The sequence below is a fragment of the Nonomuraea sp. NPDC059023 genome (genome assembly GCF_042740095.1).
In the GTDB taxonomy this organism is placed as follows: domain Bacteria; phylum Actinomycetota; class Actinomycetes; order Streptosporangiales; family Streptosporangiaceae; genus Nonomuraea.
In genome coordinates, this window is sequence record NZ_JBHYIO010000008.1 from 49,083 (window position 1) to 72,032 (window position 22,950).

The 22,950-nt window shown below is 70.6% G+C and carries 19 protein-coding genes and 1 tRNA gene; 13 read left to right on the forward strand and 7 right to left on the reverse strand.

Annotated elements, in window-relative coordinates; all coding sequences use genetic code 11:
* The first annotated feature begins 51 nt into the window (after window positions 1–51).
* From ACFWYW_RS15930 to ACFWYW_RS15940, 3 genes are all read left to right on the forward strand, one after another.
* On the forward strand, window positions 52–1,791 hold the full coding sequence (locus ACFWYW_RS15930; protein WP_379612285.1) for an alpha/beta hydrolase: 1,740 nt from the start codon (window positions 52–54) through the stop codon (window positions 1,789–1,791).
* A gap of 55 nt (window positions 1,792–1,846) precedes the next feature.
* Window positions 1,847–2,260, forward strand: a complete 414-nt coding sequence (locus ACFWYW_RS15935) for a hypothetical protein (RefSeq protein WP_379612284.1) — start codon at window positions 1,847–1,849, stop codon at window positions 2,258–2,260.
* An 86-nt stretch (window positions 2,261–2,346) separates the two neighbouring features.
* Entirely contained in the window at window positions 2,347–3,111 is a 765-nt protein-coding gene (locus ACFWYW_RS15940; protein WP_379612283.1) for an NAD(P)-binding domain-containing protein, read from the forward strand.
* A gap of 1 nt (window position 3,112) precedes the next feature.
* On the opposite strand, the gene ACFWYW_RS15945 is transcribed toward ACFWYW_RS15940, so the two are convergent.
* Complete coding sequence (locus ACFWYW_RS15945) at window positions 3,113–4,279, reverse strand: MFS transporter (protein WP_379612281.1); 1,167 nt, start codon at window positions 4,277–4,279, stop codon at window positions 3,113–3,115.
* A gap of 111 nt (window positions 4,280–4,390) precedes the next feature.
* Window positions 4,391–4,711: a CU044_2847 family protein gene (locus ACFWYW_RS15950; RefSeq protein WP_379612280.1), complete on the reverse strand. Its 321-nt coding sequence runs from the start codon at window positions 4,709–4,711 to the stop codon at window positions 4,391–4,393.
* 48 nt (window positions 4,712–4,759) lie between these two features.
* Here ACFWYW_RS15950 and ACFWYW_RS15955 point away from each other — a divergent pair, with 48 nt between their 5' ends.
* On the forward strand, window positions 4,760–8,185 hold the full coding sequence (locus ACFWYW_RS15955) for a trypsin-like peptidase domain-containing protein (RefSeq protein ID WP_379612279.1): 3,426 nt from the start codon (window positions 4,760–4,762) through the stop codon (window positions 8,183–8,185).
* Between the two features lie 703 nt (window positions 8,186–8,888).
* Window positions 8,889–9,314, forward strand: coding sequence for a sensor histidine kinase (locus tag ACFWYW_RS15960; protein ID WP_379612278.1), 426 nt, complete (start codon window positions 8,889–8,891; stop codon window positions 9,312–9,314).
* An 864-nt stretch (window positions 9,315–10,178) separates the two neighbouring features.
* Here ACFWYW_RS15960 and ACFWYW_RS15965 read toward each other — a convergent pair.
* Together ACFWYW_RS15965 and ACFWYW_RS15970 are read right to left on the reverse strand one after the other, a co-directional pair.
* Window positions 10,179–10,427, reverse strand: coding sequence for a hypothetical protein (locus ACFWYW_RS15965; RefSeq protein ID WP_379612277.1), 249 nt, complete (start codon window positions 10,425–10,427; stop codon window positions 10,179–10,181).
* Between the two features lie 256 nt (window positions 10,428–10,683).
* A tRNA-Lys gene (locus tag ACFWYW_RS15970) sits at window positions 10,684–10,757 on the reverse strand.
* Window positions 10,758–10,862: 105 nt separating this feature from the next.
* On the opposite strand from ACFWYW_RS15970, the gene ACFWYW_RS15975 reads away from it, so the two are divergent.
* From ACFWYW_RS15975 to ACFWYW_RS15990, 4 genes are all read left to right on the forward strand, one after another.
* A complete protein-coding gene (locus ACFWYW_RS15975) occupies window positions 10,863–11,693 on the forward strand; it encodes an AAA family ATPase (protein WP_379612276.1) in 831 nt (276 codons plus the stop codon).
* Window positions 11,693–13,027 carry a VWA domain-containing protein gene (locus ACFWYW_RS15980; protein ID WP_379612275.1) on the forward strand — a complete coding sequence of 445 codons (1,335 nt, stop codon included), beginning with the start codon at window positions 11,693–11,695 and terminating at the stop codon, window positions 13,025–13,027. The genes ACFWYW_RS15975 and ACFWYW_RS15980 overlap by 1 nt, the downstream gene beginning before the upstream one ends.
* A 66-nt stretch (window positions 13,028–13,093) precedes the next feature.
* Complete coding sequence (locus ACFWYW_RS15985) at window positions 13,094–14,347, forward strand: lamin tail domain-containing protein (protein WP_379612274.1); 1,254 nt, start codon at window positions 13,094–13,096, stop codon at window positions 14,345–14,347.
* 142 nt (window positions 14,348–14,489) lie between these two features.
* Window positions 14,490–15,404 (forward strand): DUF2332 domain-containing protein, encoded by a 915-nt coding sequence (locus ACFWYW_RS15990; RefSeq protein WP_379612273.1) that lies wholly within the window; start codon window positions 14,490–14,492, stop codon window positions 15,402–15,404.
* On the opposite strand, the gene ACFWYW_RS15995 is transcribed toward ACFWYW_RS15990, so the two are convergent.
* From ACFWYW_RS15995 to ACFWYW_RS16005, 3 genes are read right to left on the reverse strand one after another with little or no spacing between them, the layout of a single operon-like run.
* Window positions 15,401–17,473 (reverse strand): iron ABC transporter permease, encoded by a 2,073-nt coding sequence (locus ACFWYW_RS15995; protein WP_379612272.1) that lies wholly within the window; start codon window positions 17,471–17,473, stop codon window positions 15,401–15,403. The two genes, ACFWYW_RS15990 and ACFWYW_RS15995, sit on opposite strands and share 4 nt — an antisense overlap.
* Entirely contained in the window at window positions 17,470–18,462 is a 993-nt protein-coding gene (locus ACFWYW_RS16000; RefSeq protein ID WP_379612271.1) for an ABC transporter substrate-binding protein, read from the reverse strand. Before ACFWYW_RS16000 ends, ACFWYW_RS15995 begins: the two co-directional genes overlap by 4 nt.
* A 10-nt stretch (window positions 18,463–18,472) precedes the next feature.
* The gene (locus ACFWYW_RS16005) at window positions 18,473–19,282 is read right to left on the reverse strand and encodes an ABC transporter ATP-binding protein (RefSeq protein WP_379612270.1); all 810 of its coding nucleotides are present in this window, start codon (window positions 19,280–19,282) and stop codon (window positions 18,473–18,475) included.
* 114 nt (window positions 19,283–19,396) lie between these two features.
* On the opposite strand from ACFWYW_RS16005, the gene ACFWYW_RS16010 reads away from it, so the two are divergent.
* Genes ACFWYW_RS16010 through ACFWYW_RS16025 form a run of 4 tightly spaced genes read left to right on the forward strand, consistent with a single transcriptional unit; the run spans window position 19,397 to window position 22,738 of the window.
* Window positions 19,397–20,092: an SRPBCC domain-containing protein gene (locus ACFWYW_RS16010; RefSeq protein ID WP_379612269.1), complete on the forward strand. Its 696-nt coding sequence runs from the start codon at window positions 19,397–19,399 to the stop codon at window positions 20,090–20,092.
* Window positions 20,092–20,427, forward strand: coding sequence for a YciI family protein (locus ACFWYW_RS16015; RefSeq protein ID WP_379612523.1), 336 nt, complete (start codon window positions 20,092–20,094; stop codon window positions 20,425–20,427). Before ACFWYW_RS16010 ends, ACFWYW_RS16015 begins: the two co-directional genes overlap by 1 nt.
* 29 nt (window positions 20,428–20,456) lie before the next feature.
* On the forward strand, window positions 20,457–21,692 hold the full coding sequence (locus tag ACFWYW_RS16020; protein ID WP_379612268.1) for an RNA polymerase sigma factor: 1,236 nt from the start codon (window positions 20,457–20,459) through the stop codon (window positions 21,690–21,692).
* Window positions 21,677–22,738: a hypothetical protein gene (locus tag ACFWYW_RS16025; protein WP_379612267.1), complete on the forward strand. Its 1,062-nt coding sequence runs from the start codon at window positions 21,677–21,679 to the stop codon at window positions 22,736–22,738. Before ACFWYW_RS16020 ends, ACFWYW_RS16025 begins: the two co-directional genes overlap by 16 nt.
* Window positions 22,739–22,950 lie beyond the last annotated feature (212 nt).

Consider the following 22,950-nt stretch of genomic DNA (forward strand, 5'->3'; position numbering starts at 1 on the left):
GCCGCTGACCGCCTGAGAAAGAGGCGCCGGGCCTGCCATCCTGGGCCGGTCATGGCGGAGTACGCGGCGGCGCTGGCAGCCTTCCAACGAGTGACGGCCCTGGCCATCGAACACCACGCCGCACTGGACACCGCCGCCCGGCTGATGCACGCGCACGCCTGGGTCGGGGGCGGCGCCACGGCGTTCACGACCGACCTCACGGGACACCGGACCAGGCTCCAGTCCTCCCTGTCCGCCGCGATGCGCGCTATGGCCGACCTGGTCGTACGGCAGGGCGGCCCGAACCCCGCGATCCCCGCCGTGACCACCTCACCGACCGGCGCGAGCGCCCCGGCAGGCGCGTTCCGTGGAATCGACCCGCAGGCGATGGCCACACTGGCATCGGCCCTGGACCAAGCGGCACACACACTCGCGCCGGCCGGTGCCCGCCTGGGTTCCGAACTGACCGGACACGGCCTGTCCGCCCAGCCGGGCCACACCCTCGGCCAGGTGGCCGGCTGGTCTGCGGAAAGCGGCCGGGACCTGCGACAGCGCCTGTCCCGCATCCAGCGATCCGTTCCCTGGAGCACGCTTCCCGCCGGCCGGGCGGCGTACGACCTGTTCGGCGCCCATGCGCCGGGCTCCGCTCAGGTCCGCCGGCTCCTGAACCAGATCGCCGCCGGAGACGCCGGGGCAGTCCGCGCGCTGCTGGCCGTACAGGAAAAGGGACAGGACACAAGCCTGGCCGCCCGCGTGAACGCCTGGTGGCACACCCTGCCCGAGGACTCCCGCCTGACCACCCTCGCCGGATTCGGCAACCTCAACGGCCTGCCCTCCACCATCCGCGACCAGGCCAACCGCCACTGGCTGAGCGCGGAAAAGGCCCGCCTGACCACAGAACTGGAGAAGACGGCCATCGACCACCCAGAACACCTGGGCACCTGGGAGAAGATCGCCAACCAGCTCCGCCGCCTGAACCTCATCGAACAGGAACTCCAGCCCCGCCCCGGCTACCCGAGCCCGCTGCTGCTCGCCTTCGACCTGACCGGCAACGGCAGGCTGATCATCTCCTGGGGCAACCCCGACACCGCCGACATCACCGTCACCAACGTCTCCGGCCTCACCTCCGGACTGGACGCCGCCCACGGCGACCTGGAACGCGCCCGAGCTCTATGGCGCCAGGCAGCGGTAACCGGCGGCGGAAAATCCATAGCCTCCATCACCTGGCTGGGCTACGACGCACCCCAAATCGACCCCGGACTCTTCGATCCCGGCAAATCCGTAGCCTTCCAAGGCGCCGCCGCGAAGGGCGGCGCCGCCCTGGCCTCCTTCACCGACGGCCTGCGCGCCTCCCACCACCCCTCCAGTACGGCCCGCGCGGTCGTCATCGGCCACAGCTACGGCTCCCTCACCAGCGGCCACGCCGCCACCCTCCGCCCAGGCCGCCTGGCCGACGACCTCATCCTGGTCGGCAGCCCCGGAGTAGGCGTCAACCACGCCAGCGAACTGGGCCTCGACCCGAAACACGTCTGGATAGGCGAGGCCGGCGGCGACCCGGTAACCACATTGGGCAGCTTCGGGGCGGATCCGGGGGACGATTCGTTCGGCGCCCGCCGCTTTCCCGTGGGCCGGGAGGTCTACACAGCCGCTCACAGCAGCTATTGGGACGCCGGATCCACCTCATTGCGCAACATGGGCCGGCTCATCAACGGCCAATACGACCATCTGACAACGCCTCGGCCGGGTAGCGGCCAGCCCCAACTCCTCATGCCTGAGATCGACCCCGCCCTGGCCCGCAAGCCGAACAGGTGACGATGTGCTCCGTGCTCTCCTTGCTCTTTTTCTCCTCCTCTTGACGGGATGCGCCGTGAACAAGCCCACTCTCAGCCAGACACAGGCGATTGCCCTCAACGACAAGCTGATCAACGAGACGGTTCAAGCGGTTACTCCCAAACCCAGGCTGGAGGTGATCGCGTCCTTCAACACGCCAAGTGGTTGCCTGGGCGAAGGTGCCTCCGAAAATCAGATCATCGTGAGCCGCGCATACTGGCTGCGCGATGTTCCGAAAGATCAAAATATGGCTATTTCTCGGCAGATTCGGGTGTTCTGGCAGTCTCAAGGTCATCGCATCGTATCCATGGGGAGTAACGGCAATCCGGACCTGAGTGGGGAGACTCAGCCTGACGGCTTCAGGTTGTTCCTTACCTGGGCTGAGGGTGACGATCTCTTTCTCGGTGCATCGTCCACCTGCATCTGGCCCGAAGGAACTCCAGCCCGCTGACCATGACTGATGCCCCGCTCGGCTCCTAGCGGGCCGGGCTCCCGTACCTTGGTCATGAACGGGCTGCCCACGTGAAGGAAGACACCATGAAGCGCATCGGGATCATCGGCGTGGGCGAGATCGGCCGGGCCATCGTGGTGGGTCTGTGTGAGGGAGCGGGGGAGCCGCCCGAGGTGTTCCTCTCCCCGCGGGGAGCGCGCACGGCCGCGGAGTTGTCCTCGTCCTACGACAGCGTGCGGGTGTGCGCGGACAACCAGGCCGTGGTGGACCGCTCCGAGCTGGTCATCATCGCCGTACGTCCCTACGACCGGCAGGAGGCGCTGGCCGGCCTGCGGGTGGACGCGGGCAAGATCGTGGTCAGCCTGATGGCCGGTGTCGGCATCGACGACGTGCGCCGCATGCTCGCCACCGATGGTCCCGTGGTGCGGGCCATTCCGCTGCCGCCCGTACGCGAACGCGACTCCGTGACGGTGACGTGCCCGTCGCACCCGGAGGTGGACGCGCTCTTCGAACGGCTGGGCGGTGCGCTCCCGGTCGAGGACGAGGCGGGCTTCAACGTCTTCTCCGCGCTGACGGGGACGCTGACCACCCACTACTCCTACCTCGCCACGCTCGCCTCGTGGGCCGCCGGCCAGGGCGTGCCCGAGGAGGTCGCGGACCGCTACGTCCGCGGCCTCTTCCAGGGCGTCGGGCGCAGCCTGGGAGACGAGGCCCGCTCCCTGAGTCAGCTCGCGGCCGACCACGAGACCCCGAACGGGAGTAACGAACGCGTCCGAACGACCTGGTTCAACGACGCCAACTCCGAAGCTCTCGGCAAGGTCCTCGACGATCTGCTCGCCCGGCTCAAATAGCCTAGTCGTGGGCGATGTGCAGGAGCTGGCGCCACAGCAGCACCACGAACACCGCGGAGCCGGCGAACGCGAACCAGAACGGCGCCGCCACCCCGAAGCTGGTGGCCAGGATGCCGCCGATCAGGGAACCGACGACCAGGCCGCCGAAGACGCAGATGGTGTTGACGGCGCCCACCCGGCCCTGCAGCTCACGCGGGACCGCCCGCTGGCGGATGGTGACCGAGGTGGTGCCCCAGATGAAGGCGTGCGCGCCGAAGACCAGGAAGATGCCTCCGGCCACCCACGGCGAATGGGTCAGGGCCAGTCCCAGGTGGGTGAGGGTCTCGATGATGAGCCCGATCCGCATCAGCGCGCCGAGGCTGAGCCTGCGGGTGATGGTGCCGTACAGCGCGGTGCCGATGAGACCGCCGATCCCGCTGATGGTGCTCATCAGGCCGAAGCCGATGTCACCGAGGCCGAGCTGGTCCTGGGCATACAGGACGAGCACCGACCAGGCGGCGCCGAACGTGAAGTTGAAGATCAGGATGGTGAGCGCCAGCGTGCGTACCGCCGCGTGCTTGATGGTCCACCGGAACCCGGCGACGAGCTCCCGGATCGTGTCGGGCTTGGGGTCGCCGGCCTGCCGGCCGTGGGGCGGCAGGCTGATCCGGCTGACCAGCAGGACTCCCGCCAGCACCAGCAGCAGCTGGCTGGCGAACGGCCAGGTGTAGCCCACGGCGAACAGCGCGGCGCCGATCGGCGGCCCGGCGAGCTGGTTGAGCGTGATGAACCCGGTGCCCAGGCGGGCGTTGGCGACCACGAGATCGTCCCGGTCGACCATCGTCGGGGTCAGCGTGGCCGTCGCGTTGTCGGCGAACACCTCGGCGACGGCCCTGAGCGTCAGCATGATCAGCGCCGTCACGACCGTCACCGTGCCGGTGGCCAGGAGGACGACGAGGACCGCGAGCACCACCGCGCGGGCCAGGTTCGCGACCATCACGATCCGGCGCCGGTCGTGCCGGTCCGACAGCACCCCGGCGTAGAGGCTGAAGAGCAGTTGCGGGGCCCAGCCCACCAGCGCCGACAGTGAGATCATCAGCGGGTCTCGGGTCAACGACGCGATCAGCAACGGCCCGGCGGCGGCCGCGAGCCCGTCGCCGAGATTCGTCAGCCAGCTCGACGCGAGCAACCAACGAAACCCTGTCCCCAGCCGGGCCGGCAGGACCCGTTCCACCACTCTGATCACGAGCGCAAAACCATACTTTTCATTGCCTACCTGCGGCAATGTGTTTTTCCTCTGTCAGCCGGCCTGTCCCCATTCGAGGACGACCTGGAACTGCGCCTCCGACGAGGTCTTCGCGATGGCCACGTCGGCCTCGCCGGAGATCTTGATACCGAACGTGAGCTCCAGCCGGTCCGGCGGGTTCTCGATGTCGCGCAGCTTGCGCGCGATGCTCTCCACGGCCGGGGTCACGCTGGTGATCGCCGCCTGCAGGGTGCTGCCGGCCTGGCGAAGGGCGCGGCCGGCGCGACCCGCCCGCTGGATCTCCTCGGCTTCCGCGGGCTCGACCTCGACGACCAGCCTGCCGCCGCCGTCCAGCGGTATCTCCACGTAGGTCACGAAGGGAGCGTACGGCAAGCCAGGCCGTTTGGGCTTAGCGTGGTTCGCATGCGGACGAGCGCCCCGAGCGTGGCCGGTGTGCTGGGCCGGGATGGGTGGCCGGTGGGGGCCGCCTTCCCCGTGACCGGCGAGCATCTGATCACCGCGGCCCACGTGGTGAGCCTGGCCGCCGGCCTCGACTTCGAGCTCGATCCCCCGCCGGAGGGCCGCGTCCCGGTGACCTTCCTGACCGGTGGCGCCCGGCTCGACGCCGAGATCATGCTCTGGGACGGGGAACACGACGTCGCCGTCCTCCGCCTCGGCCGGAACGTGGACGTGGCGCCCGCGCCGCTCGTCGACCACGCCTCCTTCGGCGAGCGGGTCGCCATGCTCGGCTTTCCCGACGGCAAGGAGCAGGGGGTGTGGAGCGTGGGTGTGCTCCGCGGCCCCCAGTCGCAAGGCTGGCTCCAGGTCGACGTCGAGGAGGGCAGCCGGTTTCACCTCGAGCGCGGGTTCTCCGGCACACCCGCCTGGCACCTCGATCGCGGCGACGTCGTCGGCATGGTGGTCGCCGCGTGGACGGGCGACTGGCGCAGCGGCTACCTCATCCCCACCGCCAAACTGCTGGAGGCCTGGCCGGGGTTACGCGACGCCGTACGGCCGCTCTCGCCCTTCCGCGGACTGCTGCCGTTCGGGCCCGAGCACACCGCCAGCTTCTTCGGCCGCTCGGACGAGGTCGCCAGGATCGCCCGGCTCGTCGCGGAACGTCCGGTGGTGACGGTAACTGGGCCGTCCGGCGTGGGCAAGTCCTCGATCATCCAGGCGGGCGTGATCCCGCGCCTCCAAGGCCCGGCGGTCGCCCTCTTCCGGCCGGGACAGGGACGGAGCCCGCTGCACGCGCTCGCCCTCGCGCTGACCCATGGGGAAGCGGCCGACCGCCTCACCCGGGCCGACGAGCTCGCCGGGCATCTGGAGCACGGCGCCATGCCGGAGCTGGTCAGCGCGGTTCTCGACCAGCTCGGCGCATCCCGGCTCATCCTGGTCGTCGACCAGCTGGAAGAGGTGCTCTCCGCACCGGCGGAGCAGCGTACCGCCTTCGCCAGAGCCCTGCTCCACGCCGAGCGGCCGAACTCCGCGCTCGGCGTGCTGGCCGCGCTACGGACCGACTACCTGACCCCCGTCCTGCGCGACGCGGAGCTCGCGCCGCTCGCGGCGGGGGAGCGCACCATCAACGTGGGCGAGCTCTCCACCCGCGGCCTGCGTGACGCGGTGCTCGAACCGATCACGCGGATCCCGTTGGTGGACTACGAGCGGGGCCTCGCCGTCCGGCTTCTGGACGACCTCGGGGTGGGGCCTGGACGGCTCCCGCTGCTGCAGTTCACCCTGGCCCAGCTCTGGGAACGCCAGTCGGGCGGGAAGCTGACACACCAGGCCTACGAAGAGATCGGCGGCGTACGCGAAGGCCTGAACCGCTTCGCCGAGCAGGTCTGGGGAGAGTTGACCGCGGACGAGCGGCGGGACGCCGAGCGCCTGCTCATCCAGCTGACCCGCCCGGACCCGGAGGGCCAGGAGATCACCCGGCGGAGCGCGCCGCGCGAGCAGCTCGACGCGGCGCAGTGGGCGGTGGCGCAACGCCTCGCCGTCTCCCGCCTGGTCGTCGTGGAGGAGGGGCGCCGCGCGGACCTCGTCCACGAGGCGCTGGTCACGCGCTGGACCCGGCTGCGGGAGCTCGCCCGGCAGGCCCGCGAATTCCGGCTCTGGCAGGAGTCACTGCGCCGGCGGATCGCGCTCTGGCGGCGGCACGACCGCCTCCCCGCCCGGTTGCTCGCCGGCGCGGACCTCGGCGACGCGCTGCGCCGCCTCAGGCAGCGGCCCGAAGATCTGAGCGAGGAGGAGCGGGAGTTCATCGGGCTCAGCGTACGGCGGCGCCGATCCGTCAGACGGCGGCGCGCGGCCGGCCTGGCCGTGGTGGTGGCTGCCGGGCTCGCCGTCTGGATCCCGCTCAGCGGCGCGGTCTCCGCCAACGCCGCGCAGACCCTGCTCGAACGGGCCGAGCAGCGAGCCGCCACGGACCCCTACGGCGCGGCCCAGCTGGCCATCCGCGCCCACAGGACACGGGACACCCCGGACACCCGCAAGAAGATCCACGAGTTGTACGGCGACGCCCTGCCGCTGGCCCGGATCATCCCCGACACCTCGGTCGGCCTCGTGTCCTTCAAGGGGGAGGCCCGCCCCGGCGGCAGCTTGTCCGGAAAAATCAGCACAGACGGCCGGGCGCTGCTCACCCGCTCCCCGGACACCAGAGTCGTCCTGTGGCGGCTCGGCAACGGCACCGCGTACCCGGTGACTCTGCCCGGCGAGGGCGCCGACGGCGCGAACCACATCGCCCTCAGCGCCGACGGCCGCTACGCCGCCGCCACCTACACCGCCAGGATCGCGGTCACCCCGTACAGCCGGGTACCCGACGGCAGGTGTGTGATCAAGGTGCCTGACTCGCCCACCGCGCACGAAGCCTTCACCGTGGTGCGCACCTGCCTGGTCGTCACCGACCTCGTCCGCATGGCCACCGCCTTCGCCCTTGTGCTGCCGGACAACGTCGTGCCGGGAGCGCTCTCCATCGATCCGGAGGGGCAGAGCGTCGGGCTCGTCACGGCCGTGGCGGGGAAGACCAGCATGATGCGCTGGGACCTGCCCGGCGGCAGGGCGCTGCCCGCGGTTCCGCTGGAGGTGGGCCCCACCGACTCGATCTCGTTCTTCCGGCTCGTCGCCGGCGGTGCCGTACTCGGACATCTGGTCTTTTCCGCCGACACGAAGGCGGGCAGGCAGAACGCGACCGGTCACCGGCTGCTTCGCCTGGCCTTCGACGGCGCCACCACCGTGCTGCACGAGAGCCTGGCGAGCTCCATCGTCACGATGAGCGCGGACGGACGCCGGGTGGCGGCGTTCGAGGAACGTGAAAAGCAGCCGGCGTTCCTCGTCTGGGATGCCGAGACCGGCCGGCAGATCGCCCGGCTGGACGACATGAGCCTCTCGGAGTCGGTCGGCTCGCCCGCCTTCGACGCCACCGGATCCACCCTCCACAACACCTGGCTCGACTTCCCGCTCGCCCAGCCGAGCAGCCTGTCGCTGGAGGACATGCAGGTCTTCGCCACCCAGTTGAGCGACGCGCAGCGGGTCACCCGCTGGTCGATTCCCGGCGGGCAACGTGCCGAGCAGCTCCGCCTGCCCATGGCCTGGCGGACCCTGCTCCCGGTGGGCGACGACGGTTTCGCGCTGGTCGCCGCTGACCAGATCGGGCTCCTGCTGCCCGCGGGCGGGCGGAGCGCCGCCGACCGGCTCGCCGCGATGGCGGCGCGGGGCGCCGAGGTCGCCTCGCCCGGGGTCGAGGCGGAGCTGGCTCATCTGTGCCGGGTGTACGGGGAGCTGGCCGCCGAGTCCGACGAGATCAAGAAGCTGGTGCCGGACGGCGGCCACACCGACCCGCTCTGCCCCTGACGGTCGCCTGCGTGCCGGGTCGGACGGCGGCGGCAGGTGCTGGGGCTGGTGCCGAAGGTCCGGGAGAAGGACGATGGGCGGGTGAATCCCCAGCGGGCGCCGATCACCTGAACAGGCTGTGACCTCGACCTGCCCCAGGCTCAGGACCCGGGTTCGCGCTCGGAACCCTGACCACGGCCCTGGACACCACATGCCGGTACCAGTCGGCCCTGTCCTTCGGCACGACCTCGTCCGTGGACATCCGCACCCACACGACGGTCTCCTCTCACGAAGTGCTGGACCGGGGTTGGGGCACCGTCCGCTACGCTGCCAACCGTTCCGGCACCCTTGCGTACCCGCGGTCGGCCGGTATGTGAACGAAACGCCCTTAAGAGGCGGATGCCCCACTGATCGGTGATCTTGGGGATGATCCCGCATCCGCGGGGTCACAGGTTCTCACCAGCTCAGAAGGACTACGGTGACGGGCTGCTGTGCCAGGCACGCAGGATTCCTGTCCAATCCTTGCACGGACGACTCGCCTGCCTCCGTGTGTGGATATCTATGAGGAAGTTGCCGAGCTGACAGCGCATCGACATGACCGACGCCTGGGAACTGCGCGGTGGGTGGCGCCTCGGTCGACGGCTCGCACGTAGACGATCCCCGTCCTCTTCACCGTGATCTTTGTCCAGTTGGGCTTCCCCTCCGGGAAGAGAAAGGCCACTACGTGACTCAGCAGTTCCAGGAGCACCACACCTGGCCGCAGGACCTCAGGCGCGAGCTGGAAATCCACCTGGCCGACTGGTCTCAGCGCACGGGGATCGCGGTGGAGACCTGGGCCCTGCCTGCGGGACCTGTGTCAGGTCCGGTGGCCGACACCGCCCTGGCCTGCATCTTGGAAGCTCTCTCCAACGTCGAACGGCACAGCCAGGCGCAGACCGTGTCCATCGCCGTGACGGTGAACCGGCGCGACCTGCGCCTCACGGTAAGCGACGATGGCCGCGGCTTTCACGAGGCAGTGGACGGCAAGGGCATGGCCATCATGAGAACGCGCATGGCCGCAGTCGGCGGTTCCTGCTCCATCAACGGCACCCCGGGCGGCGGCACCACTGTCACGGGCGTGATCCCCCGAGCCCGCGACCAGCTGTATTGACGCGATCCGAAAGGGTCGACGCGATGCTGATCTACGGTAGATGCCACCTGCGATCAGTCCGGACGAGTACGCCGGTCACTACAACACGCATCGACCGCACCAGCCCTGCCGGCAACGCCCACCCAACCAAGACAAACACAGCGCCGTAAGGTGTTAGGCGGTGCGATCACGAGAACCACCGAGCCGCGTGACCGACCCGATGAAACGCCGGCTCAGACCACGTGTACGAGTTTTGAAGCGGCACAACCCTGTCGCGCCGTGGTAGTCGACAAAGGAATTCGCGAGGCATTACCTGCGAGTTCTGGACAGAGTCTCGAGGTACCGACGGACGCTTGCGGATTCCTCAGTTCTGCGGGGCGCTTTGGTAAGACTGGAATCAAAGCCTTCCGGCGGCCAGAACTGTATGCACCATTCCTCGACCCCATGTGGAGGAACATCTTCGTCTGGCCAACTCCAGCCGGTTCCCGGACGACGGCTTGCTCTGATCGCCCAGTCGCCGGCGTCTTTACGCAGATCCATGGGAACGGGCGGGGGACCGCTGCCGAACAGCTCGCTCAAGTAGACGAGACCTGAGCTGGAGTAGAAAGACGTGGTCTTACTTCTCTCCCAGGAGCCGGAGATGTCAGGAGGAGGGCCATCCCATAGCTCCAGAACCACCGGGGTATCGTGCCACGGGGCGCTGCTCAGGAATACCGCCCAGTTCAAGGTCGCCTCGAACCAGGAGCCCTGGCTGAGGCGTGCTGAGATCTCCTCCAGGCGAGGCCAGCCAGGTGGCTCGTCCAGCGTCCCCTCCTGATCTCTCAGTAAGAATTCGCTTCTCTCCACTGTGATGACCTCGCGGAGACGTTCAACGAGTTGAGACATTCATTCTCCGTACGTCCCGATGGCGCAGTGTGCGGCCTCCGCGTGGAGACCGCACACAGCGTTTAGGCGGGCGTCACCGTCCACAGGGCGGCTGTTCTTGACCGTCAGTCTCTCTATGGTGGCGACGGCATCTGTGCCCTGTCTCCGTCCTGCGGTGGTCGTCGCCGCGGCGGCGACGGGCGTGTTCGTGTCGGCCTGGATCTGAGCGGCGGTCCGGACGACGTTGTAGACGCGCACCTCGCCGGTCATCAGCGCCTGCGCGACTTGCGCGCCGTTGGAGGATCGATTTCTGCTCGCAGGACTGCTGCACCACCCTGTCCATGGACAGGCCTGGAGGGTGGCCGCACTCGGCGGCTCCGCTGTGCGGGACATGCGGCTGCCGTCACATAAGGAGTCTGAGCTACGGCCGATTTGAGCCGTCAGACCCCTCGCCTGGATGAGGGCAGGGGTCCATGAGAACCGAGAAACCCCAGCTCAGCGCACTGAACTGGGGTTTCGATCGGGGTGCGCCGCCAGGGACTCGAACCCCGGACCCGCTGATTAAGAGTCAGCTGCTCTAACCAACTGAGCTAGCGGCGCTTGCAGAGAGGAATATACCGGGTCCTCCCCACCAAGCGCGAATCGATACCGGACGGCCTCAGCTATTAGAATAAAGTTCGGCCTACCCGCCTCGACAGGAGCGCTATGTTCGACTCGCCCGCCGATGTGTCCGTGCGGCTCGCCGCCGCCAGCTACCTCTCCGACGATTCCATAGCCACCTCCGTCTACCTGGCCGCCGCCCTCGGCAAGCCGCTGCTCGCCGAAGGACCGGCGGGGGTGGGCAAGACCCAGCTGGCCAAAGCCGTGGCGGAGGCGACCGGGGCGACGTTGATCAGGTTGCAGTGCTACGAGGGACTGGATGAGGCTCGGGCACTCTACGAGTGGAACTACAAGAAGCAACTGCTCAGGATTCAGGCGACCAGCACCGATGAGGACATCTTCGGTGAGGAGTTCCTGCTGGAGCGGCCGTTGCTCAAGGCGGTGCGGGCCAGTGAGCCCACGGTGCTGCTCATCGATGAGATGGACAAGGCGGATGTCGAGGTCGAGGGCCTGCTGCTGGAGCTGTTGTCGGATTTTCAGGTGACGATTCCGGAGCTGGGGACGATCGCGGCCGTTCGCCGGCCGTACGTGGTGCTGACCTCGAACGCGACGCGTGAGCTGTCCGAGGCGCTCAAGCGGCGGTGTCTCTATCTGCACATCGCTTATCCGACGCCGGAGCGGGAGCGGGACATCGTGCTCAGCCAGGTTCCCTCCATCCGGGCGGATCTGGCTGAGCAACTGGCGCGGACCGTGGCCACGCTCAGGGCGTTGGAGCTGAAGAAGGCGCCGTCGGTGGCGGAGACGGTGGACTGGGCGCGGACGCTGCTGGCGCTGGGCCGGGACGAGCTGGATGAGGAGACGGTCGCCGCCACGCTCGGGGTGGTGCTCAAGCACAACTCCGACCATGTGCGGGCGGTCAAGGAGCTCGGGCTCTGATGTCGCTGGTCGACAGGCATGTCGGGTTCGTGCACGCGTTGCGCGAGGCGGGGGTGCCGGTGTCGCTGGCCGAGGGGCTGGATGCCGCGCGGGCGCTGCGGGTGATCGATATGTCGCAGCGGGAGGCGCTGCGGGCCGCGTACGCGACCACGCTGATCAAGAAGCCGGGGTATCGGGCCGGGTTCGACGTGCTGTTCGACCTGTGGTTCCCGCCGGTGATCAGCGGGCTGCACGTCCCGGCGGATCAGGACGGCGATCCTCGTGAACGGCTGGCCGGCCTGCTGGTCGACTCCGGCGACGCGGAGATGGCGGAGTTCGCTCGCGCCATGGTCGAGCGGTTCGGACGCCAGCCCGCCGGACCGGGGCGGCAGAACTGGTTCAGCTACAGCGTCCTGCGCGCCCTGTCGCCGGAGACGCTCATGGCGCGCATCCTGCGGGAGGTCCTGGCCGGTCAGGAACGCGGCGGCCTCGCCGAGAAGACGGCCCGGCAACGGGTGAACGCCAATATCGCGCGATTTCAGGATGCGGTGGCGGCGGATGTCCGGCGGCGCATCGCCGAGGACTCCGGCGTCGAGCGCATCGCCCGCTCCACCGTGAAGCCGCCGCTCGACCAGATCGACTTCCTGCGCGTCACCAAGGCGGACCTGGCACGGCTGCGCAGGGAGGTGTACCCGCTGGCCCGCAGGCTGGCGGCACGCCTCACGATCAAGCAGCGGCGCGGCCGCCGGGGACGCCTGGACTTCCGGCGGACCGTCCGTGCCTCGCTGCAGAGCGGCGGGGTGCCGCTGACGACGGTGTTCAAGCCGCCCCGGCCGCACCGCCCCGAGCTGGTGGTGTTGTGCGACACCAGCGACTCGGTGGCGTCGTTCGCACATTTCACGCTGTTGCTCACCTACGCCCTGAGGGAGCAGTTCACGAAGGTACGCGCGTTCGGCTTCGTGGACCGGGTGGACGAGATCACCAGATTCTTCGTCCCCGGCGCTGACGTGGTCGAGGCGATGACCACGCTGGCCAACGAGTCCGACATGATCAGGTTCGGGCGTACCAACTACGGCCACGCCTTCGAGGGCTTCGCTGAGCGGTACGGCGACGCCGTAGGACCCAAGACGTCCTTGCTCATCCTCGGCGACGCCCGCAGCAACTACCAGCCCCCGGCCCTGGACACGCTGAAGGCCCTGACTGCCAAGGCCCGCCACGCGTACTGGCTCAACCCGGAACCCACCGCCCAATGGGACACGGGCGACTCGATCGCCTCTTCCTACGCCACGGTGATCCCCATGCATGAATGTCGAAATGTCCAACAACTGACAGCATTCATCGAGACACTCGCATAAGTCGAGACAGGGGCCCGGGGCTGGGTTACGTTCCCGTCAGACACCCAGTCCCGTCGAGGGGGCACCATGAGCTACACCCTGCTCAAAGGCGAGTTCGTCATCCGCTACCCCGATCTTCCCCGCCAGGGGCCGGAGCCGGACGGCGACACGGTCAAGTTCAAGCCTGACGCCCCCGCGCTGGTCGAGGGCCTGCCCCGCCCCACGGGAACGCCCCCGAAGATCAACGGCCGCGGCATCTCCACCCGCCTGGAGGCGATCGACGCCCTGGAGACGCACTTCGGCGACACCCACCAGGAGTTGCGGGGAGCCAACGCCGCCCGCGACGAACTGCTGCGCCTGCTCGGCTTCACCAACGTGGTCTACTTCCCCGATCTGCCGAACAAGGTCCAGTCGGCCGACCAGGACTCGATCCGCGGCCACGTGCTGTCGAACGGCATCGACGGCAACGGCCGCCTGATCGCCTTCGCCTTCCCCGGCGAGCATCCGGGCGCGGACGGCTCGGCGGTGTTCCTGGACGAGGCCGGAGTGGACCGTTCCGTCAACGCCGCCCTGATCAAGAACGGCCTGGCCTACCCGGCCTTCTACGCCACCCTGCCCGCGAGCCTGCGCGAGCACCTGGCCACGGCCTCGCGTACCGCGCGCGACGGCAACGCGGGCATCTGGCCCAGATCCACCGGCGACCCGAACGGCACCGCCAAGATCGCCGACCTCCACGCCCTGCAGCAAGCGGTGATCTGGCCCAAGCTGTTCCGTCGGCTCGTCCCCTATCTGGCCTCGGGCCGCACGACCTTCGACGGCTTCGACGCGTGGCTGCGCGAGGACCCGGTCAACCGCGACGACCAGCTCTTCCTGCTGCAGAAGGGCGAATACGGCAACATGCACGACGTCGTACGCGCCGCCGGGAACGAGATCCAGCTCACCGCCTGGCCCGAGGACTTCATCATCAGCCCCGACCCGGCCCCGCCCGGCGCGCCCGTCCACCCGAGGCCCGCGGCGATCGGCGACGTCCTCATCGTGGCCGCGCTCCCCGACCCGGTGGGCCCCGACGGGGGCCGCGAGCGCGTCACGCTGATCAACACGACGCCGAGCCCGGTCAACCTGCAGGAATGGGCGCTGCTCGACGCCGCGGGCGGCCGGCACGCCCTGTCCGGCACGCTCGGCGGCGGCGACGTCCACCAGGTGACGCTGAGCGGCGCGCTCCAGCTCGGCAACGCGGGCGACGCGCTGGTCCTCACCGACGGCGCGGGCGCGCTGGTCGACCAGGTCTCCTACAAACCCGAGGCGGTGCTGGCCGGCCGTACGATCTGCTTCGGGCGCTAACCCCCACCCATCCACTACGGCCCAGCCGCCCACCCCCACCCGCCGACGCGGGCGGGGGCCGATCGTGGGGGTCGCTTCTCACGCCGGACACACGCACCACCGCAACGGCCAACCTCGACCGGCCAAGTGGTACCAATGACGGATGATCGGAATGTCGGAGTCCACGACCGCCGAGCGCTACCTCAGCTTCGGCCGGTCGGAGGCGAAGGGGAACTCGCCCGCCTACGCCGCACGCTGCGAGGAGATCGCCGGGGACGCCGCCTTCCTGGCCCTGCTGGATGGGCTGCCCGAGCCGAAACGGCAGCCCAACCTGCTGTTCGCCGCCGTCCGTTTCCTCGGCGGCCCGGTCGACGGCGGGCTGAGGGAGTGGGCCGCCGCCCACTGGGGCGAGGTGACGGCCGTCATGCTGGCCCGCAGCACCCAGACCAACGAGCCGGGCCGGTGCGCGAGCCTGCTGCCGTTGCTGGCCCGGCTGCCGCAGCCGCTGGCGCTGATCGAGGTCGGGGCGTCGGCAGGGCTCTGCCTGTTTCCGGATAAATACCGATACGAGTACTCCGGTCATCCGCCCTTCGGGCCCGCGAGCCCGGTGACGCTGGCCTGCCGTACCGAAGGACCGCTTCCCCAGCGGATGCCGGACGTGGCCTGGCGGGCCGGGATCGACCTCAACCCGATCGACATCACCGACCTCGAGCAGACCCGCTGGCTGGAGGCGCTCGTCTGGCCCGAGCAGCACGAGCGGCTGGCGCGGCTGCGCGCCGCGCTCGACCTGGCGCGGGCCGAGCCGCGGCCCCTGATCGTGCGCGGCGACCTCAACGAGCACGTCGAGGACCTCGTCGCGCGGGCGCCGTCAGGGGCGACCACGGTGGTCTTCCACAGCGCCGTGCTCTGGTACCTCGCGCGGGAGGACCGTGAGCGGTTCGCGCGGACGATGCGGCGGCTGCCGGCGCGCTGGATCTCCAACGAGGCGGAGCCGGGGCGGGAGGGGTTCACGCTGGCGCTGGACGGCGAGCCCGTGGCGCGCACGGGCCCGCACGGCCAGTTCCTGGAGTGGCTCTAGCGGGCGCGGGAGCGCCACAGGAGCCAGACGAAGTACGGCGTGCCGATCAGCGCCGTCACCAGCCCGGCCGGAACCTGGGCGGGCGCGATGACCGTGCGGCCGAGGGTGTCGGCCAGGCTGACCAGGAGCGCGCCCAGCAGCGCGGCCACCGGGAGCACGCGCGCGTGCTTGGCGCCGACCAGGGCCCGCGCGGCGTGCGGGGCGACCAGGCCGACGAATCCCACCACGCCGACGGCCGACACCGCCGTCGCGGTCAGCACGACGGAGGCGGCCAGGGCGGCCAGCCGTACCGGCTCAAGGGGGACGCCGAGCACGCGCGGCGTGTCCTCGTTGAGCGCGAGCAGGTCCAGGTCGCGGCGGAGCCAGGCGATCAGCGGGACGGACACCACCAGCGCCAGCGCGACCGGGATCAGCTGGATCGGCATCCGGCCGTAGGTGGAGCCGGACAGCCAGGTCAGGGCCTTCGCGGTGTTCCAGGGGTCCGACTTGACGATGATCATGACGGTCATCGCCGTGCAGGCCGACTGGACGGCGACGCCGATGAGGACGAGCCGGTCGGAGTTCAGCCCGCCGCGCCAGGACAGCAGGTAGACCAGCCCGAACGCGACCAGTGCGCCCGCGCTCGCCGCGCCCGTCATCGCCCAGATGCCCGCCATCGGCACCGTCGTCAGCAGGGCGATCGCGCCCACTCCGGCGCCGGTGGTCACGCCGAGCACGCCGGGCTCGGCGAGCGGGTTGCGGCAGACCGCCTGCACGGCGGTGCCGGCCACGGCGAGCGCCGCGCCGGCCAGCAGCGCGGCGAGCACGCGCGGGTAGCGCTGGTCGAGGACGTAGGTGAGGGCCCGACCGGTACGGCCCTGCAGCCAGTTGGCCACGTCCCCGGTGAGCAGCCACGTGTCGCCGCCCAGCATGCCGAGCACCGCGGCCCCGGCCAGGAGCGCGAGGCAGAGAGCGACGACGATGAGGAAGGCGGCCCGGGAACGGCCGGCGACCGTGCGTACGGCGGGCGGCTGCCGGGTGGGACCGGCGTCGCGGTAGCGGCGGGCCAGCCAGATCATGACCACCGCGCCCAGCAGCGTCGTGACCACGCCGGGCGGCACGTCCACTCCGGCCTGCGCGCCGAGCACGGCCCGCAGCAGGATGTCGGAGCCGAGCACGATGAGCGCCCCGGCCAGCGCGGACAGCGGCAGCAACGAGCGGTTGCGGTGCAGCCCGGGGATCGACCTGGGCAGCAGCCTCACGATCACCGGCGCGCAGAGGCCGACGAAGCCGATGGGTCCGGCGATGGTCACGGCCGCCGCCGCCAGCACCACGGCCAGCAACGTCAGCACGAGGCGCAGCCTGCGTACGTTGACGCCGAGCACGGAGGCGGTGTCGTCGCCCAGGCCGAGGATGTCCAGCTTGGGACCGGCGGCCATGGCGGCCAGCAGGCAGGCCAGGATGACCGGGCCGAGCTGGGTGACCGCGTCCAGGTCGCTCTGGACCAGCGAGCCGCTGCCCCAGGCGTACAGGCCGGTCGTGCCCTCCTGGAAGAGGATCATGACGAGGTTGGTCAGCGAGCCGAGCGCCAGCGCGGTGGCGGAACCGGCGAGGATGAGCCGGGTGGTGCCGGTACGCCCGCCCGCCGACAACGCCAGCACCAGCGCGGCGGCGGCCAGCCCGCCGAAGAACGCGAGGCCGCCGGAGAGCACGAGCGGCAGCGAGAGGCCGAACGCGGCCGCCGTGGCGACGGTCAGGTACGCGCCGTTGCTGACGGCGAGCGTGTCCGGCGAGGCCATCGGGTTGCGGGCGACCGACTGCAGCAGCGAGCCCGCCGCGCCGAGCGCGACGCCGACCGCGATCCCGGCCAGCAGCCGGGGCAGGCGGGAGGCCAGCAGTACCCTGGCCGCCTCGTCGCTGCGGCCGAAAAGGCCGGACAGCACGTCCATGGCGCCCACCGAGGAGGTGCCCTGGGTGATGTGCACGGCCGAGACCAGCACGAGGGCCGCCAGCGCGAGGAGAAAGACCCCCGCGGTCCCGACCCGCCGCAACGGCGTGATCGGGACCTCGACGGACGTGAGCGTGCTCAAGCGGTGAGGGCCTTGACGAGCGCCTCCGCGTACTGCTTGCACGACGCCGGGCCACCGAAGGTCCAGATGCCGTCGGGCAGCTTGGTGACGCCCTGCTTCTTCACGAACGGCAGCGACTTCCAGATGGCGTTCGAGGCCAGGCCGTCGGCGAAGACGTCGACGCCGTCGGAGGCGCTGTAGAAGAAGCGGGTCTCGGCGTCCTTGAGCGCGGTCAGGCCCTCGACGTCGGTGTTGCCGAGGCCCCAGACCTTGTCGACCTTGCCGCTCCAGGCGTTCTTGAGCCCGAGCCCCTCGGCCACGTCGGAGACCAGCGCGCCCTTGCCGAACAGGCGGACGGAGATCGTGCTGCCTTCCTTCCACCCGTCGGCCATGGCGAACGGCTTGCCCGCGACGCCGGCGGCGGCCAGCTTCTGCTTGCCGTCGGCCAGGGCGGCGTCGAAGTCCGACAGCGCCTTGTCCGCCTCCGCCGTCTTGCCGACCGCGGTGGCGAGCGTCTTGAACTCCTCGCGCATGCGCTGGAAGTTGCCCGTCGCGTCGCTGCCCTTGAAGACCAGCACCGGCGCGATCTTCTCCACCTGGGCCACCAGGCCCTCGTCGTCGGTCTCCATGACGACGAGGTCGGGCTGGAGGGAGGCGATGGAGTCGACGCTCGGCTCGGTACGCAGGCCGACGTCCTTGACCGACGCGTCGAGCGGGGCCGCGGTCACCCAGGTGGCGTAGCCCTTGACGTCGGCGGCGCCGACCGGCATCACGCCGAGGCTGGCCAGCATCTCGGTCTCGCCCCATTCGAGGCTGACGACCCTGCTGGCCGGGCGCTCGAGCGTGATCGGCTTGCCCCGCGCGTCGGTCACGGTGACCGGGGTGGCGGTGGCGGGAGCCGTACCCCCGGGGGTGGAGGACGCGGCGGGAACGGGGGTCTCGGTGGTGCCGCAGGCGCTGAGAGCGGCGATCGCGGCCAGGGCCGCGAGGGCCGTGCGCAGGGGGAGCATGTCTTTCCTGTCAGGTCGCGACGGGCAGGTGCCGGCCTATCGGCCGGGTGCGCACCGTGCCCGTCTGGGGGTCTTGCGTGACGTCGATGCGGATGCCGTAGGCGTCGGTGAGGAGCCCTTCTGTGAGCACCTCGGCGGGCGGGCCGTCGGCCCGTACCCGGCCCTCGTGCAACAGCACGATGCGGTCGGCGATCTCGGCCGCCTGGTTGAGGTCGTGGAGCACGATGCCGATGGCGACGTCGTGCTCGTCGGCCAGGTCGCGGACGAGCTCCAGCAACTCGACCTGGTAACGCAGGTCGAGGAACGTGGTGGGCTCGTCCAGCAGCAGGACGGCGGTGTCCTGCGCCAGGCAGGTGGCCAGCCACACGCGCTGGAGTTCGCCGCCGGACAGCTCGTCCACCGGGCGGCCGGCCATCGCGGCGACGCCGGTCAGCGTCATCGCGCGGGCGACGGCGGCGGCGCCGTCGGGGTCGCCGGCCTTCCAGCGGCCCCGGTACGGGTGACGGCCGTAGCCGACCACGTCGCTGACCTGCACCCCGCTCGGGGTGGGGCGGCTCTGCGCGAGCAGCGTGACGCGGCGGGCGAAGTCGCGGGGCGACAGGTCCAGTGCGGACCCGCCGTCGCCGAACGTCACCGTGCCCGCTTCGGGACGGTGCAGCCTGGCCAGCGCGCGCAGAAGCGTGGACTTGCCGCTGCCGTTCGGGCCCACCAGAGCGGTCACCTGGCCGGGGCGGAGGTCGATACGGCCCTCTTCGACCACGCACGTACCGTGGTAGCTGAGGCGGAGATCGGCTCCGGCCAGCGAGATCTTCCCTGTCACGGGCATAAGGTTAGGCTACCCTTGCCTAAAGTCAATCCTTTGTGACCAGCTGTCGATTTCCGCTCGCCTCGTTTGTCGGATGGGTAAAGCACCGGACGACGAAGGAGACGGAACATGTCCAGAGCGATAGAGGTGCGCTGGCAGGGCGAGCTGGAGGGCACACCGGAGCAGGTCTGGGAGGCCATCACCGTCCGCGCGGACGGCTGGCTGTGGAAGATCGTCTACGAGCCGCGCGTGGGCGGCAGTGAGACAGGACTCACAGCGGCGGGCGGCACCGTGACGGTCTGGGAGCCGCACCGCCACTTCACCACCCGCGGGCCCGACCTCGACGGCTTCAACCAACTCGACTTCGTGCTGGAGCCGCGCGGCGCGAAGACCTTCCTCAGCTACATCCACAACGGCGTCCTGCCCGACGACGACTACGACATCCAGGCCGACGCCTGCCGTCAGCACACCGCCTTCTACAACCACTCACTCGGCCAGTACGTGCGCCACTTCGCCGGCCGCCGCTGCGACTACGTCACCGCGGAGGCCGAGGTGGGCTTCGCCGCCGTCCGCGCCGCGCTCGGCCTGCCGGCCGAGGTCGAAGCCGGTGACAGGGTACGGCTGACGCCCGCCGGCCTGACCCCGATCGACGGCGTCGTCGACTACGCCACGCCCGCCTTCCTCGGTGTCAGGAGCGACGACGCGCTGTACCGTTTCTACGGCCGCGACGTGTGGGGCTGGCCGGTCGGCGTGGCCCACCACCTGTTCGCGGGCGGCGACTCCAGCGCGGACTGGAACGCCTGGCTGGTCAAGGAGGTGGCGTGATGCCCCAGTACGCGGTGCTCATCTTCGAGGCCGTACCGCCCGAGAACCTCCCGCCCGAGGTCATGCAGGGCCACATGGACCTGCCCGGGAAGATCGCGGAGAAGGGCGGCAGGACCATCGCCGGGCTGGCGCTCGACCAGCCGGGCACCGCCACGGTCATCTTCGGCGGCCTGGTGACCGACGGGCCGTTCATCGAGACCAAGGAGGCGCTCGGCGGCGTCTTCGTCATCGAGGCGCGCGACCTCGACCACGCGCTGACGCTGGCCGCGATGACGCCGATCGTGGAGGGCTGCGTGGAGGTCAGGCCGCTGATCGGCTTCGAGGTGGTGAGCTGAGCTCCACGACCCGTTCGGCCGAGCGGGCCGTGGAGGACGCGCACCGCGGCGAGTGGGCCTACGTTCTCGCCGCCACGGTGCGCGTCACCCGCGACCTCGACGCCGCCGAGGAGGCCGTCCAGGACGCCTACGTCCAGGCGCTGCGCACCTGGGCGAAGGACGGCGTGCCTGAACGGCCCGGCGCGTGGCTGACCACGGTCGCCCGGCGCACCGCGCTCAACGCCATGCGGCGCGAGCGGACCCTCGCCGCCAAGCTGCCGTTGCTCGTCGGCGTCGAGGAGGAGACGCCGGAGACGGGCGCCGTGCCCGACGACCGGCTCCGGCTGATCTTCACCTGCTGCCATCCCGCGCTGGCCCCCGAGGCGCGGGTCGCGCTCACGCTGCGGCTGGTGTGCGGGGTGGCGACGCCGGACATCGCCGGGGCCTTCCTGGTCTCAGAACCGACGATGGCGGCCCGGATCACCAGGGCCAAGAAGAAGATCGCGGCGGCGCACATCCCCTACGCGGTGCCGTACGCGGAGGATCTGCCCGTGCGCGTCGACGCGGTGCTGACCGTGATCCACCTGCTGTACTCGACCGGCCACACCGCGCGCTCCGGCCGCGACCTGGTGCGTGACGAGCTCACCGGCCGCGCTCTCGACCTGGCGCGCATGCTGGTCCGGCTGCTGCCCGCCGACCGGGAGGCCACCGGGCTGCTGGCGCTCCTGCTGGTGCACCAGGCCAGGCGGGCCACCCGTACCGACGGGGCGGGGCGGTTGCTGCGGCTGGAGGAGCAGGACCGCTCGCTGTGGGACCGCGAGCTGATCGCCGAGGCCGACCGGCTCATCGTCGGCGCGCTCACCGCGGGAGCGCCCGGCCGCTTCACGCTGCAGGCCGCGATCGCCGCGCTGCACGCCCAGGCGTCCAGCTACGACGAGACGGACTGGCCGCAGATCCTCATCCTGTACGGCGAGCTGCTGCGGATCTGGCCGTCACCCGTGGTCGCGCTCAACCGGGCGGTGGCCCTGGCCATGGTCGAGGGTCCGGCCGCCGCGCTGGAGGCGATCGAGGAGCTGGAGCGCGAGGGCCGCCTGGCCGGGTACCGCTACCTGCCGGCGGCCAAGGCCGAACTCCTGCACCGGCTGGGCCGCGACGCCGAGGCGGTCGAGGCGTACCGGGCCGCGCTGGAGCTCAGCGACAACGCCGCCGAGCAGGAGTTCCTGCAGGAGCGCGCCAGAACTGTCGGTGCCATGTGGCACGGTGTGGAACTGTGGCCCAACCCCTGAAAGAGCTCGTCAACGCCGCCTCCGTCGGGGTCCTCGCCGACGGCCTCGCCGCCTCGCTGCCCGGCTTCGCCCGCGAGCGCTTCGTCCACGAGGCCGTCTCCGGTCTCGGCCCGCTGGAGCTCAAGGACCGCGTGCGGCACGTCGCGAGCACGCTCGGCCTGGTCGCCGGCCTGCCGTTCCCCTCCGTGGCCGCCGCCCTGCGGGCCGGCGCGCCCAAGTTCGACATGTGGAGCGGCTGGCCCGCCACCGACTACGTCGCGCTCCACGGGCTCGGCCACCTCGACGTCGCGATGGAGACGCTGGCCGCGATCACACCGCACGCCACCGCCGAGTTCGCCGTGCGGCCCTTCCTGGAGCGTCACGGGCAGGCCGCCCTGGAGATCATGTACGGCTGGGCGGGCTCGGCCGACGAGCACCTGCGCCGCCTGGCCTCCGAGGGCACCCGGCCCAGACTGCCCTGGGCCACGCGGGTGAGCTGGCTGATGGAACCGGGGCCGACACTGCCGATCCTCAACCGGCTGCGCGACGACCCGAGCGAGTACGTGCGCCGGTCCGTGGCCAACCACGTCAACGACTTCACGAAGGGGCATCCGGAGGCGGCGATCGCGTTGCTGGCCGGGTGGCGGGCTTCGGGCGGGTCTCATGTGGAGAAGGTGGTGCGGCATGCCGTACGAGGGTTGTTGCGTGACGGGCATCCCGAGGCGCTGGGGCTGGTCGGGGCGCGGGCGGGCGGGGGCGCGGTGGAGTCGCTGACGCTGGCTGCCGGGCAGGTGGCGGTGGGGGAGAAGCTGCCGTTCACCGTGGTGGTCACGGCTTCGGAACCCGGGCCGGTGGTGTTGCGCTACGCGGTGTGCCGTGCGGGGTCGCGGCGGGTGTTCCACCTGGGCGAGCGGGTGGCGGGGGTGGCGGGGGAGGCCTTCTCGGTGACCAAGTCCCACTCGTTCCGGCCGGTGACCACCCGTGTGGAGCCTCCGGGGCCGCGCACACTGGAAATCATGGTCAACGGCGTGGTCAGAGCCAGCGCCGCCTTCCACCTCACCCCCTGACCCAAGCCACTCGCACCCCCTGACCCCACAAGCGGCTGAACCCGCCGGTTCCCCCGGCGCGACCGGCCGCGCCCCGGCATTGCCGCCGGAACCCGGTACGACGCCTGCCACGACGGGTTGCACCAGGCCGAACCCCCGGCACGTCCGGCCGTGCCCCGGCGCTGTTGCCGGAACGCGGGGACGGCCGCTGGACCCGATCCGTGATCTGGGAC

Coding starts and splice junctions, on each gene's coding strand:
- ACFWYW_RS15975 (WP_379612276.1), top strand. CDS start 10,863: ATGTTCGACTCGCCCGCCGATGTGTCCGTGCGGCTCGCCGCCGCCAGC.
- ACFWYW_RS15985 (WP_379612274.1), top strand. CDS start 13,094: ATGAGCTACACCCTGCTCAAAGGCGAGTTCGTCATCCGCTACCCCGAT.
- ACFWYW_RS16010 (WP_379612269.1), top strand. CDS start 19,397: ATGTCCAGAGCGATAGAGGTGCGCTGGCAGGGCGAGCTGGAGGGCACA.
- ACFWYW_RS15990 (WP_379612273.1), top strand. CDS start 14,490: ATGATCGGAATGTCGGAGTCCACGACCGCCGAGCGCTACCTCAGCTTC.
- ACFWYW_RS16015 (WP_379612523.1), top strand. CDS start 20,092: ATGCCCCAGTACGCGGTGCTCATCTTCGAGGCCGTACCGCCCGAGAAC.
- ACFWYW_RS15955 (WP_379612279.1), top strand. CDS start 4,760: ATGCGGACGAGCGCCCCGAGCGTGGCCGGTGTGCTGGGCCGGGATGGG.
- ACFWYW_RS16000 (WP_379612271.1), bottom strand. CDS start 18,462: ATGCTCCCCCTGCGCACGGCCCTCGCGGCCCTGGCCGCGATCGCCGCT.
- ACFWYW_RS15965 (WP_379612277.1), bottom strand. CDS start 10,427: ATGACCGGCGAGGTGCGCGTCTACAACGTCGTCCGGACCGCCGCTCAG.
- ACFWYW_RS15930 (WP_379612285.1), top strand. CDS start 52: ATGGCGGAGTACGCGGCGGCGCTGGCAGCCTTCCAACGAGTGACGGCC.
- ACFWYW_RS15980 (WP_379612275.1), top strand. CDS start 11,693: ATGTCGCTGGTCGACAGGCATGTCGGGTTCGTGCACGCGTTGCGCGAG.
- ACFWYW_RS15940 (WP_379612283.1), top strand. CDS start 2,347: ATGAAGCGCATCGGGATCATCGGCGTGGGCGAGATCGGCCGGGCCATC.